The organism is Prevotella scopos JCM 17725 (assembly GCF_018127785.1).
In the GTDB taxonomy this organism is placed as follows: Bacteria; Bacteroidota; Bacteroidia; order Bacteroidales; family Bacteroidaceae; genus Prevotella; species Prevotella scopos.
Map to the genome: position 1 here is coordinate 144,883 of NZ_CP072390.1, position 14,101 is coordinate 158,983.

Genomic DNA, 14,101 nt, shown 5'->3' on the forward strand with positions numbered 1-14,101 from the left:
CTAATAGGTTGTATAAAATCTGGGGAACTATAGAGCGGTTCTATGCCTTTCTCCTTCCACCTAATAAAACTTACGACAATGGAAAGAATAAGAATTAAAATGTTAGTTGCTTTGTTGTTGCTGTGCCTCTCGGTATCAGCTCAGACAGAGTATAGTGGTATTGCTGGAGCCTCACCACGTATGGTTAAAGCGAATAAGCAGAGTTCATCTAAGCAGACTACTCATAGTACGAAGGCGGGGACCTCGTCAACTACGATGAAGTCAAAACCTGCAAACGTTAGTAATGCGGATAGCAATAACTCAACCTATGCACCACTCCCTGACGACAAACAGACAGGTGAGACCGAAGTGAAAGATGGCTTCAAAACCTTCTCACGTGGTATGGGGAAAGTCATTAAACGTGAAACAAAGTCGATGGGAGAAGCAGCACGTAAGATAGGTGCTGACGGTAAAAAGTTCTTCCAGAAACTTGGTAAAGGTATCTCTGACTCCTTTAAACCAGATAGCACTACCTCCAAATAGAACTTCGTTTCATACTATATAATGCATGTTCCAAGACTAAGGCCATTATTGGTCAGTGGTCTTGGAATATTTCTTTTTTTTCTGTTCTCGACAAAAGAAAACGGCTTGAAAGATAACCTTAATGATGGGTACTTTTGCCTTATCATGAAATCTGTTGAGGGCAATGAAATAAGTCATTTGTAATGTTTTGCCATTCGTAAATAATTGACTACCTTTGCCGTCCGAAACAAGATTGTTATGAATACCATCATTCCTTTTAGTCATCCCATGTATATCATGCTGAAGCCTGCTGGTTCGCTTTGTAACCTCAGGTGTAAATATTGCTATTATTTGGAGAAGAGTAAGCTATACGACAATAATAAAAACCATGTAATCACCGATGCCTTACTTGAGAAGTTTGTTAAGGAATACATAGAGGCACAGACGACACCGCAGGTGCTTTTTACATGGCACGGAGGTGAGACCTTAATGCGTCCCATCTCCTTCTATCGTCGTGCGTTGGAACTGCAACGTTATTATGGACGTGGCCGTCAGATAGACAATAGTATTCAGACGAATGGTATTCTGTTGAATGATGAGTGGTGTCGTTTTTTTAAAGAGAATAATTTTCTTGTGGGTGTATCTATTGATGGGCCACAGGAGTTTCATGATGAGTATCGTCGCAATGCAATGGGGAAGCCATCCTTTCATCAGGTGATGAAAGGTATTAACCTGTTGAACAAGCATGGGGTAGAGTGGAATGCGCTTGCCGTTGTCAATGATTTCAATGCAGACTATCCGTTGGATTTCTATCACTTCTTTAAGGAGATTGGTTGCCGTTACATTCAGTTTACGCCTATTGTTGAGCGAATCGTAAATCGTGAGGATGGTTTGACCTTAGCACCTGGTATGCAGGAGGGGGGTGAACTGACCGACTTCTCTGTTACTGCTGAGCAATGGGGTAACTTCCTTTGTACTATCTTTGACGAGTGGGTACATCATGATGTCGGAGAGTATTACATACAGCTCTTTGACGCTACTTTGGCCAACTGGGTTGGTGTTGCGCCTGGCATTTGTACGATGGCAAAGGAATGTGGTCATGCAGGTGTAATGGAATACAATGGTGATGTCTATTCTTGTGACCACTTTGTTTATCCTGAACATAAGCTTGGAAATCTGTCTTATCAAACAATCTATGAGATGATGAATAGTGACCGACAGAAAGAATTTTCCAAGATGAAGTATCGACTCCTTCCACAACAATGTAAAGAGTGTAAGTATCAGTTCGCTTGTCATGGTGAGTGTCCTAAGAATCGTTTTATACGCGATTGTTATGGTAATCCTGGTCTTAACTATCTTTGTAAGGGCTATTATCAATTCTTTGAGCACGTAGCACCTTATATGGACTTTATGAAGAATGAGTTGGAGAATCAACGCCCACCCGCTAACGTGATGAATCAGGTTTTTGGGTAAATTGAGATTTGATAATTCAGGATTATGATTACCTTTGTCTGCTGTGGTTTATTGCAATAGGCAGCTTTTCATGCTTTATAAAACAGTCAATAAAGCAAACAGCTCCGATAGTCGTGAGGACGACCATCGGAGCTGTTCATATATTATGGAGAATGTTTACTTGAAAATTGATAGTAATTGACCTTCTGTTATTCGGGTAAACTTACCTAAGCGATTCTGACGACATAATTGTTCAATACTTACGCCATGCTGTTTGGCTATTGTTTCCAAAGTCTCGCCATTGAGAACCTTATGGTAGATAATCTTTCCATTGTCAGCCGTTGGTTCCGTACGTGGCGTGTGGTTTGAGAAATCTGTGTTGTAGTGTCTTTCTTGACGTGGACTATAACTTTGATTACCTCTACCCTGTATGTTCTCACGAGAGTAACCAAGGCTTGATGAGGTACCACGAACAGCGGTTGCACGTTCAGACTCTTGTGCTACGGTGCTACGACGATAAACATAGTAGTCGCCTGTAACATCTTGATTAGCGAAGTCGAAGAAGAGTGCAGGGTTCAATGCTACACCTGCCAAACGAGTTTCGAAGTGGAGGTGAGAACCTGTTGAACGTCCCGTATTACCACCCAATCCGATTGGCTGACCAGCACGAACAGTCATGTTTGGACTAACAATCTGTTTAGAAAGGTGACCATAAATGGTTTCAAGTCCATTATTATGACGGATGACGATGTATTTACCATATCCGTTAGCATCATATTTTACTACGCGCACTTTACCTGCGAAAGCAGCACGGATGGTATCACCAATATACACTTTAATGTCCAATCCTTGATGACGACGACCCCAACGGCGTCCGAAATTACTTGTAATAACGCGGCTCGGTGTTGGCATGTGGAAGCCACGAAGATCAATCTTATATACATCTGGAAGGTTACCTCCACGATGTGCATAGTTGTTATTCCAATCGTTATAGAGCTCTGATGATGGTTCTTCTATTTCTTCTGCTTCGCGAAGACGATTGATAACCATTGTATCTAATGCTTTGGCACGTCTGTCGATAGGTGCTTGACGGGCAAGCAGGTCTTGTGCATTTGCTGAATGAGCTGTCAAGGTTAAGAGAGATGTTAGTGCAAAAGCTCTAACTATTTTCTTAAAAGTCATAATCAAGTTGTTTAGTTTCAAACTCTGATGCCTGATAGGCACGGGACAGATTTTCATATCCCTTTCTAACGACAAAATTGCAGATAAACTTCAGAAAGTACGCAATTTTTTATCGAAAGACCTCGCAAAGATAACGAAAAAATATCGAATAAATTGCACATTCGCTATTTTTTTACCCTGTTTAACAAAGAGATAGCACGTTTTTAAGCCCTCACATGATTTATGCCAAATCGCTAAAACAGGGCTGTTTGAGCCAGTTTGATTGTCTTTTATACTATGAGATTGCAGCCCAGTTAATATTAGTTTTTCTTAACGCTTTAAGCCTGTTCCATAATAAGTTATATTCCATTTTCTGACACGTCGGGTCATCATCAATGATTTTCTGTGCTTCTTCGCGTGCCAATTGTACAATTTGCCCATCACGTGCAATGTCGGCTATCTTAAGGTCGAAGGCTATACCACTTTGTTGTGTACCCTCTAAATCACCGGGGCCACGCAACTTTAGGTCGGCTTCAGCTATTTCAAATCCATCGTTCGTATCACACATGATATCAATACGTTTTCTGGTTTCCTTGCTGAGTTTATGGTTGGTAACGAGGATACAATAACTTTGTTCAGCACCACGACCTACACGACCACGCAATTGATGGAGTTGAGAAAGTCCGAAACGCTGGGCATCAAGGATAACCATCACACTGGCGTTCGGTACGTTCACACCTACTTCAATTACTGTCGTGGCAACGAGTATCTGGGTCTGACCACTGACAAACTTCTGCATCTCAGTCTCTTTTTCCTTATCTTTCATCTTTCCGTGAATCTTACTTAATTGAAATTCAGGGAAGATTTCTTGCATTGCGTTGAAGCCATCTTCGAGGTTTTTGAGGTCCATACGTTCGCTTTCCTTGATGAGCGGATAGACGATATACACCTGACGACCAAGATTTATCTGCTGTCGGATACCGCTATAAAGGCTTGCCATCTGGTCATCATACTTATGGATTGTCTGTATTGGCTTACGTCCTGGGGGTAATTCGTCGATGATAGAGACATCAAGGTCACCATAGATAGTCATTGCAAGTGTACGTGGTATAGGCGTGGCAGTCATGACTAATACATGTGGAGGGTTCTCACCCTTACTCCATAGCTTAGCTCGTTGCTCCACACCAAAGCGGTGTTGCTCGTCTATGACTGCCATACCGAGATGCTGGAACTGCACTTTTTCCTCTATGATAGCGTGTGTGCCAACAACGATATTAATAGAACCGTCAATGAGTCCATCTAATACTTCTTGTCGTTTCTTCCCCTTCACGATACCCGTCAACAATTCAACACGTAAGTTCATTTCCTTGAGAAATTCCTTAATCGTCTGGAGATGTTGCTCAGCAAGAATCTCCGTTGGTGCCATCATACAAGCTTGATAGCCGTTGTCGATGGCAATTAGCATGGACATCAGGGCAACGAGGGTCTTGCCGGAGCCTACATCACCTTGTAGCAAACGATTCATCTGACGCCCACTTGCCATGTCTGCACGTATCTCGTGCATCACTCGTTTCTGCGCCCCTGTAAGTTCAAAGGGTAGATTCTGGGTGTAAAACCAATTAAATTGGGCCCCAATTCGATTGAAGATATAACCACGATATTTACGACGATGGTCGCTTGCATAGCGAAGGATGTTCAGCTGGACGTAGAAGAGTTCTTCAAACTTCAAACGGACACGAGCGCGCTGCGTGTCATCAACCGACTTCGGGTAATGAATCTTGCGCATGGCAGCATCACGTGAGATGAGGTGCAAATGAGTGGTGATGAAAGGAGGGAGCGTCTCTTCTAAAGGTTCGTTGAGTTTGCTAATGAGCATCTTCGTTAGTTTCTCCATGGCACGTGAGGTGATACCTGCCTTCTTCATCCTTTCTGTTGTCACATAGAATGGTTGCATTCCCATGTCGTTGAGTTGCAACTGCGAAGCGTCGTCAATGTCAGGGTGTGAAAACTGAAACCTGCCATTGAAGAAAGTTGGTTTACCAAAGATGATATATTCCTGATTTACCTTGTAGTTCTGATAGATATACTTTGAGCCATTAAACCAAACGATGTCACAAACGCCATGCCCATCAGTGAAATGGGCAATAATACGTTTTTTTTCGCTTTCCCATATCAACTTCTTCAAAGCTGAGGATTCTTCCTTTGATTTGCACAAATGGCATATCTTGTGAAAGTTCAGAGATAAGATATAGCTTTGTTCGGTCAACATATTTGTAGGGGAAGTATTCCAGTAGGTCACGATAGGTGTGAATTTCAAGCTCTTTGCCCAGAATCTCCTTGCGGTGTGGTCCTACACCCGGTAAATACATTATGTCTTGCGAGAGTATATCCATTAGTTTAATTTAGAATTCAGAATTCAGAATTATGATTACTGATGTTGCTGTTTTATAAAACATATAACGAGATAGACTCGTTTACTTCCTTACTTATATCCGACCATCCTTTAGCTTGCAGTGGTGTGTAAATAAACACGTTCTTCAGCTTTCTTTTTTGCGTTAGAATTTGTTTGTTACGAATTATTTTCATGAAAAGAAATATTTATTTTCATGAAGATAAATAATTATTTGCATGAAAATAATTTCTTTTTTACGTGAAAATAATTCGGAAAGAACGCGCTTTACACTTCTTATTCCTATGTTCTACACTGCTTAGGTGTACTATTAATCAGTAATAAACACCATCTTTACTTTCCCATCTTTACGTCCCCATTATTTAGTTCTTCTTATCCAATAACCTCATCAAACTCAGTGATTATAATTGTGAATTATCAATTATGAATTCTGAATTAAAAGAACTTCAGCCACTTTCAAGTCGAATGGGTTTGTGATCTTGATATTCTCACGATTCCCTTCCACCATTGTTACCGCTTGTCCGAGTAGCTCAACTACGCTCGCGTCATCGGTGAAATCGGCACTTTCTTCCTGTTCGTAAGCCTTTTTGATGAGCTGGATGTCAAAGACCTGTGGCGTTTGCACGGTTCTATAGTCGCTGCGTTGTACGTTTCTTCCACTTGGGGAGTCTGCGATAAAACGAAGCGTATCAGTAACTGGCAATACGGGGATAACCGCTTTGGCTGTCTCTGCAGTATCAAAACAACGTACAATGGTTTCACAAGAGACGAAAGGACGCACACCATCGTGGATGGCAACGAGTCCGATAGCATCAGTTGGTATCATCGAAATACCATTCTTGCACGATTGAAAACGACTTGCACCACCATCTGCCAGCAGATACTCCTCGTTGAAATGATACTGTTCACATAGCTCCAGCCAATAAGCTTGTTGCTCTTTCGGTAAGACGAGGATTACCTTCAAATCCTTGTCGTAGGTATGAAAGCGGCTGATGGTGTGCATAAGGACAGGCATGCCACCAATAGGTAAAAACTGTTTGGGGATGTCTGCCCCCATTCTCAACCCCTTACCGCCAGCGACGATGATGGTATATTTTGACGTTTTATGAGACACAATTCTGATGTATAAATACTATTTTAGGAATTTAGAAGTTGATTGTAAATCATTCCCTTCTTTATCTCTTCCACCTTCTCCTCTGGTAAGAAGTAACTTAGAAGCTTATATCCGTATGGGAAAGAAGCAGCAGGACCAGCACCCGTTGTTACGTTTCCGTCCTCTTGAACAAGTGCAGCTGTGTATTCGGCGTCCTCACCTAGATGACTTTCCATACCTGGGTAGATGGTTGCTTTCTTACCTTTCAGCAAGCCGACAGATGCCAGTATTAATGGTGCAGCACAGACTGCAGCTACACGCTTACCCTTTTCAAACTGTTCTTTGAGAGCCTTGCGTACGCCTTCGTGCTCATTTAGGTTCTTTGAGCCAGGCATGCCGCCCGGCAACATCAGGAGGTCTGCGTCAGAGAAGTCGGCTATGTCCTCGAAAAGGAGGTCGGCTTTAACAACAACACCATGTGATGATTCAACGAGATTGCTCCCAGTAACACTGACCATCTTTACCTCTACGCCTCCGCGACGCAAAATATCGACTGGTGCCAAAGCTTCAACTTCTTCAAAGCCATTAGCGAGAAACTCATATACCTTAGCCATAATTATTTTGTTTTTAAGTAATAAATCCAATAAAAATCTTTAATTTTGCAAATGATTAGTGTCTGCAAATATACTAATTATTCGTGGTATCGTGTGGCTTGTAAGACTAAAAGAATTTAAAAAGGCACGTTTTTATGGCAGAAAAGAAACTTAGTTTTGCTATTTTTGGCAATACTTCCAAAGCTTTTAACACGCCTCAGATTGTTGAAATTTTAGACTATCTGAAAGCGCGTGAGGCTGATATATATATCGAGCAGAATTTCTATCATGTTCTACTAAAAGAACTGAAAAAGGATTTCTCAATAGCAGGACTATTTGAAGGAGGAAACTTTGACGTTGATTATGTTATCTCCTTAGGCGGCGATGGTACCTTTTTACGGGCTGCAGGTAGGGTTGGTGCGAAGCAAATACCAATCATTGGCGTGAACATGGGGCGATTAGGCTTCCTTGCCAATGTAACTCTAGAAGCGGTTAGGGACGTGCTTGATAATGTTTATGATGGGAAGTTTGAGATAGAGGAACGCGCTGTTATTCAGCTTGAAGCTGATGGAGTGACCCTCGAAAATTGTCCTTTTGCCTTGAATGATATTGCTATTTTGAAACGCGATAATGCGGCAATGATATCGATAAAGACAAGTGTCAATGGCAAATACTTAGTAACTTATTTGGCTGATGGACTCGTTATCAGTACGCCAACAGGTTCAACAGCTTACTCTCTGTCTGTTGGTGGTCCGATAATCGTACCACAATCGGGTATTTTAAGTATGACACCTGTAGCACCACATAGTCTGAATATTCGTCCGATTGTTATAAGTGATGAGGCTGAGATAAAGCTGGAAGTACAGAGCAGAAGTCACAATTTTCTGGCAGCCGTCGATGGGCGGTCAGAGAAACTATCTGAGGGAGTAACGTTGAAAATAACGAAAGCGCGACACACAGTGCATATAGTGCGGGTTGAGGGACAGCAATTCTTCTCAACATTGCGGGAGAAACTGATGTGGGGCGTTGATACGCGACAAATTTAGGTGGCTGATTGCTTGAAGTATAAGGTCTAGGGACCTAGGATCCCAAGGTCTCCTAGGCCCCCTAGATTTTTACCCCCCAATAAAAACAAAAATAAAAGAAAGTGATGATAACTAAGATAAAGAAACTCTTCCAAATCCCTGAAACGCATTACACAAGCAAGGAAATCTTTCGTTGGTTGTGGAATGCTTGGCGAGGAAATCGCAAGCAAGCTGGACTGAATGCTTTGATAGGTATTCTCAGTGTCATCGTTTCTTTGGCTACAGTATGGGCAGTCCAACATGCTATTGATGTGGCTTCTCATGTGAGGGAGGGTAGCATTTATACTGCTGTCAGCATCATGGGAGCGTTGATTCTTTGTGACTTTGCCTTGAGTATTGCAGCTATATGGGTGAAAAACTTATTGGGTATCAAGGCACAGAATCGTATGCAACAGCGTATGCTCGATCGTATTCTACGTTCAGAATGGCATGGTAAGGAGCGGCATCACAGTGGTGACGTGTTAAACCGATTGGAGATTGACGTTGCTAATGTGGTCAGTTTCTTGACAGAGACGATACCAAGTTCCGTCTCAACATTGGCAATGTTTCTTGGTGCTTTCTTCTATCTGATGTCGATGGATTGGCGACTTGCCATCATCATTGTCGTTATGATTCCTCTGTTTGTCTTAATCAGTAAGGTTTATGTACGACAGATGCGACGCTTGACACGTGAGGTCCGCGACTCCGACTCGAAGGTTCAGAGTGTGCTGCAAGAAACGATTCAGCACCGCATGCTCATCAAAACGCTTGAAAGTGACGAGATGATAGTGGGGAAGTTAGAGGGAACCCAACACGAATTACGCCGTAAGGTGGTGCGTAGAACAAAGTTCTCTGTCTTCTCCAACCTCGTTTTGAACTTTGGATTTGCTTTTGGTTATCTTGTTGCTTTTACATGGGCAGCCCTCCGCATGTCGGCTCATTCGCTGACCTTCGGTGGTATGACGGCCTTCTTACAGTTGGTAAATAAGATTCAGAACCCTGCTCGTCAATTAACGAAATTAGTACCTGCTTTCGTCTCAGTGTTCACTGCGGCCGAACGATTAATGGAGTTAGAGGAAAACCCTTTGGAGGAACAAGGCGACCCAATAGAACTTGCTGGTCCTTGTGGTATTCGTCTGAACCATGTTGATTATCGTTATGATGATGCCGAACGAGAAATCTTAAAGGACCTCGATTTCGACTTCTATCCAGGCTCTTGTACGGCTATTCTTGGCGAGACAGGTGCTGGAAAGACAACACTTGTACGTTTATTGCTTGCCTTGATAAAACCGAATAAGGGTTCTGTGCAGATTTACAACACAAAAGAATGTAAAGAACTGACACCGCTGATGCGTACTAATTTCGTCTATGTCCCACAAGGCAACACGCTTCTGAGCGGTACAATTCGTGAAAATCTACTTCTCGGTAAGGTCGATGCAACGGAAGAGGAGATGATTGCTGCCTTAAAGAAGAGTTGTGCCGACTTTGTTTTCCATCTACCGCTAGGACTTGAAACGCTTTGTTCAGAGCAGGGTGGTGGACTTAGCGAGGGGCAGGCACAACGTATTGCGATAGCCCGTTCACTGCTGCGTGACCGTAGTATCATGATATTTGATGAGGCTACATCGGCTCTTGACCCGCAGACCGAGCGTGACCTCTTGAAGAATATACTCTTCAATCACGATAAAACAGTGATTTTCATAACGCATCGTCCTGCTGTTGTTGACTATTGCGACCAGACCTTGACCATAGAAAAAATACAATGATGTATTTGCGTTATTCAAAATAAGGTCGTATATTTGCAACATAACTGAAAACTGAAAGGAGCCCCAAAAACTGCAAAAACCAATTTTATTGGTGGATGATAAACTAAGATAATAGAATACAATAAGATATGAAAAGAATTCTTTTAGCAGCTGCTTGTGCACTTTTTATGTCGGCACCAGTGACTTTTGCACAAACAACAAACGTTGAACAGACGAAAGATTTAGATGCGAAGTATGCTACAAATATGCTCAAACCTGGCACACGTGCGCCTGAGTTTAAGTTGAAGACATACGATGGTAGAGAAATACGTCTAAGCCAGTATCGTGGTAGCTATGTTGTGTTAGACTTCTGGGCAAGTTGGTGCCCTGATTGTCGTCGTGATATTCCTGCAATGAAAGCCCTTTACGAGCAGTTCCGTGACTATGGAGTACAATTTATAGGCATCTCTTTCGATACCGATCGAGAGGTTTGGGCACAGACTTATTGGGGTAAGTATCAGATGCACTGGACACAGGTGAGCGAACTAAAGAAGTTCAGAAAGAATACTGTTATCGACAAGTTGTATAAGATTGATTGGATCCCTTCAATGTATCTTGTTGACCCAGATGGCAAAATTGTCATGGGAACAGTGGAGATTGATAAGCTGAAAGCTAAATTAGAATCACTTCCGCTTGCTCCAGAGGTAAGCAAGACAGAGGTGCTCCCAACCTTTGAAGGTGGTCAGGAAGCTATTAATAACTATTTTGCACAGAGTCAGCGTCGCAGTATTCAGTCATTCCGTTCAAAGGTACAGGCAGAGATGACCGTTGTTTTCAATGTTGAGATGGATGGCACTGTTACTGGTGCTCGTGTCGTTGACGTAAAGAATGTGAAGGGTACAAGTAAGCACTTTATGAAGATGGATGCTGAGAAACAGAAGCGTGTGTTGAACAACTGCGTTGAATATTACAAAGAGCAGGCAGTTCGTCTTACGAATAATATGCCTAAGTGGAATCCTGCTATGCAGAATGGTCGCCCTGTAAAGAGTAAGACAACAGTGAATATTGTTTTCCAGTAATAGACGGATTGGACAACAATTAAGTTCTAAATAAGATGTACAAGGCTGTCCTAACGAGGGCAGCCTTGTGTTTTTTATCCCTTGAAAAACGCTCTTTTTGAACCCACTTCAGCTTTATCATCTATCGTGTTAGTACTCCGCACCATTGGTGCTTACCCTCCGCACGCTATGTGCTAAGCACTAATACGTATAGAAAAGATGGGTAAGACGAACTTTTGTTGGCAATGTTTGGAAACAAGAATATTAATGCTTACTTTTGTGAAAGGTATATAAGGAAAGGTAATGGTCGATAGTCGCATTGTTTTACTGTGTCTTGCATTTCGATATAGTTAGTAGAAGCGCTTGATAATGGTTGAATTTTTTATTTTTAGAGGGATGAATAAGTTATTATGGTTGTGTGGAATAATTGCCTTCGCAGTCGTCAGTTGTACAGAAGGTAATCGAGGTAGTATCAAGAAAAAGGATACACTCAGTGCGTATGACTCCGTTCTTATTGAACGTGATCCCGGCTTTAGTTTACATCTTACGGAGGTTTATTGGATGTTATATAAGGATGGTATTGTAACGAAATGTACGCGATCAATATTTGCATCTGACGATGGTAAAGACACAATCAGAACAGTTCGGTTTAGTGATGATAGTGCTCATCGTGTACAAGAACTTGTTGATGATATATATGTCAAGGGTACTGCAAAGGACATTGTGGCTGTAGTAGATAACAACCATTGCAGTGATTTGGGTGGACTCTACATTTATTTCTATTATCCCGGAAAGACAGTTCAATATCAATATGATTGGGGGCGAACTGGAGTAAAATACTCCTCCGAGTTCGATGAACTTATGGATCTATTAAAAGTGTATGATGCTGAATAGGGAGAAAGACGTATAAAAGCAGCGAGAAGAGCGTTCGTACTGTCTCGCTGTTGTGTCAATAGATGAGTTATCCGACTTCTCATTTGGCATGGTCATTCTACTTTATTACTTCTGTCTTTCGTTGCTCCCTAAACAGCTTGAAATGTTCATGGAAATTGAGGACTCTGCCAATGTGCTGAGTCTGTATTCGATATGATTTCTTTTTATCTAAAACAAAAGTTGCTGTCACTGCTGTCATTCAAAGTCATCATATAACTGTTTAGTTTACAGTAGGGTTACACGAAGTGTTAAATGTGACAGCAAACACAAATAAAACTTATTCTTGTATAAATTGAATAAGTATCTACTATTAGAGAGGCTTTATCATTACATGGCTCTGGAGAACCTTGTATATCTATTAAAAAACTTTTTTAAGGAGTGAATAAGTTGTATGCAATAATCTTTCAAAACCTCTTTATGGTCAATAGATTAGGTTAATTTGGATGAAAATAATAGGAGGCAGTGAAAGTTTCTTTGATTTATTTGTAACTATCCAATAAAAAATGTACTTTTGTGTTCAGTAAGTTAAAACTCTAAAAGGAGGATGAAGAGAGCCTAAAATTATATAGTGTAACGAACTTTTAGATAGTTCTAAAAAGATAAAGACAATCTTAATCATTAACTATTAACGATAAAGTAATTATGAGAACTCTGCTATTATGTGTTATTGCGTTGTGCTCTCAGGTGATGAGTATGACTGCTCAGGTGACAGGAAGAATAGAGTATCCTCACCGTGCCGACTATGAAGATCAGGTCGTGTTGCCTGTGGATGACAAGGGACTGGTCATTCAGTCGTTTGCTAAGGACAGCAAAGAGGGTAAGCGTTACTTCAAGACAGAATTTTATTCAACTGCAATGAAGCTGATAAGTACCGATTCAATATTGATTGATAAGGGTATGTATTTCTATTCAGATGTGGTTGAGAGTGGTGTGCTTTATACTGTTTTGCGCCAGAAGGATGGTTCGTTTATGATCGTTGCTTTCAATCCTGCAACACATAAAATAACCACAACGGATGGTGAATACACCCGTAAAGGGTCGATGAGAAATCTCGTTATTGCGAATGGATCAGTCGTTTTCAGTTCAACACAGAAGAAATTAGACCGCATTGGCATCATTGATTTGAAGACGGGTAACTGTCGATTTACTGATATTCACTTCCCAAAAGTGAAGGATAAGAATATCTTTGTGCTTGAAAATACCGTGATAGACAATACTATCTATGCGTTGGTAGGAGTAGAGACCGACGTCTATCTGCTTCGTCTGGATATGCAGGGCAATCAGTTAGGAGCAAACAATCTCACTGCTGATATTGCTGAACGAATCATCTCGGCATCAGTCTCAAAGGCTGGAAATAAGTTCTTTGTTACAGGAACTTACTCTAAGTCGAAGAAAGGTGGGGCGGAAGGTATTTTCTTCTCAGAGCTGAAAGATGATAGGTTTAATAATATCAAGTTCTATAACTTCTTAAAGTTGAAGAACTTTACGGAGTATATGAGCGACCGTAAGCAAGCAAAGATTGAACGCAGAAAGGAAAAGGCAGAGAAGGCTGGTAAGGAGTATTCGCTGAGGTATCTGATGGCTTCTCATCGTATTATGACGGATGGTAAGGATTACTTCTATCTTGGTGAGGCTTACTATCCAGTTTATCGGACAACCTGGATTGGTAATACAATGATTACAACCTTCGCAGGTTATAACTATACACACGCTGTTCTTGCAAAGTTTGATGTTGCAGGTAATCTGCTTTGGGACGAATGCTTCCCTATGGAGCCACGCCTCATGCCGATGTATGTAAAGCATTTTGTTTCTGCAAGTATGAAGGGGAATAATGTGAATCTTCTCTTTACTGATAAGAACAGACTGGTATCAAAGCTCTTTAGAAATGCTGATGGAAATGTGATTCAAGACCGTACGTCGGAGATTATAGAAACGGATAACGAAGACGAAGATGTTAAGAAGATGCGTTACTCTAACTCTCAGCACTGGTATGGAGATAACTTCCTCGTCTATGGAACGCAGGTGGTGAAGAATACTAAGACTGGTGAACGCCGTAAAGTGTTTGCTGTTACAAAGTACACTATAAAATAA

At 41.5% G+C, this 14,101-nt stretch carries 10 protein-coding genes and 1 pseudogene; 7 read left to right on the top strand and 4 right to left on the bottom strand.

From position 1 onward, the window contains the following. The first annotated feature begins 78 nt into the window (after positions 1-78). On the top strand, positions 79-522 hold the full coding sequence (locus J4856_RS05980; protein WP_025837059.1) for a BAR domain-containing protein: 444 nt from the start codon (positions 79-81) through the stop codon (positions 520-522). A gap of 237 nt (positions 523-759) precedes the next feature. Continuing rightward, entirely contained in the window at positions 760-1,974 is a 1,215-nt protein-coding gene (locus J4856_RS05985; RefSeq protein WP_025837056.1) for an anaerobic sulfatase-maturation protein, read from the top strand. 156 nt (positions 1,975-2,130) lie between these two features. Here the strand turns inward: J4856_RS05985 and J4856_RS05990 are convergent, their stop codons facing one another. The 4 genes and pseudogenes from J4856_RS05990 to J4856_RS06005 form a co-directional block, all read right to left on the bottom strand. Then, the gene (locus tag J4856_RS05990) at positions 2,131-3,135 is read right to left on the bottom strand and encodes a peptidoglycan DD-metalloendopeptidase family protein (protein ID WP_025837054.1); all 1,005 of its coding nucleotides are present in this window, start codon (positions 3,133-3,135) and stop codon (positions 2,131-2,133) included. A gap of 274 nt (positions 3,136-3,409) precedes the next feature. Then, positions 3,410-5,507: pseudogene (gene recG, locus J4856_RS05995) on the bottom strand (ATP-dependent DNA helicase RecG). A 438-nt stretch (positions 5,508-5,945) separates the two neighbouring features. Then, a complete protein-coding gene (locus tag J4856_RS06000; protein WP_025837049.1) occupies positions 5,946-6,638 on the bottom strand; it encodes a 2-C-methyl-D-erythritol 4-phosphate cytidylyltransferase in 693 nt (230 codons plus the stop codon). Between the two features lie 23 nt (positions 6,639-6,661). Beyond that, on the bottom strand, positions 6,662-7,231 hold the full coding sequence (locus J4856_RS06005) for a DJ-1 family glyoxalase III (protein ID WP_025837047.1): 570 nt from the start codon (positions 7,229-7,231) through the stop codon (positions 6,662-6,664). Between the two features lie 134 nt (positions 7,232-7,365). Between J4856_RS06005 and J4856_RS06010 the strand changes: the two genes are divergently transcribed. The 5 genes from J4856_RS06010 (at position 7,366) to J4856_RS06030 (ending at position 14,101) form a co-directional block, all read left to right on the top strand. After that, complete coding sequence (locus J4856_RS06010) at positions 7,366-8,256, top strand: NAD kinase (protein ID WP_025837045.1); 891 nt, start codon at positions 7,366-7,368, stop codon at positions 8,254-8,256. 104 nt (positions 8,257-8,360) lie between these two features. Continuing rightward, positions 8,361-10,040 (top strand): ABC transporter ATP-binding protein, encoded by a 1,680-nt coding sequence (locus J4856_RS06015; RefSeq protein WP_025837043.1) that lies wholly within the window; start codon positions 8,361-8,363, stop codon positions 10,038-10,040. A gap of 128 nt (positions 10,041-10,168) precedes the next feature. Beyond that, entirely contained in the window at positions 10,169-11,098 is a 930-nt protein-coding gene (locus tag J4856_RS06020) for a redoxin domain-containing protein (protein ID WP_025837041.1), read from the top strand. 375 nt (positions 11,099-11,473) lie between these two features. Continuing rightward, complete coding sequence (locus J4856_RS06025; protein WP_065367858.1) at positions 11,474-11,971, top strand: hypothetical protein; 498 nt, start codon at positions 11,474-11,476, stop codon at positions 11,969-11,971. Between the two features lie 681 nt (positions 11,972-12,652). Continuing rightward, a complete protein-coding gene (locus J4856_RS06030; RefSeq protein WP_025837039.1) occupies positions 12,653-14,101 on the top strand; it encodes a hypothetical protein in 1,449 nt (482 codons plus the stop codon).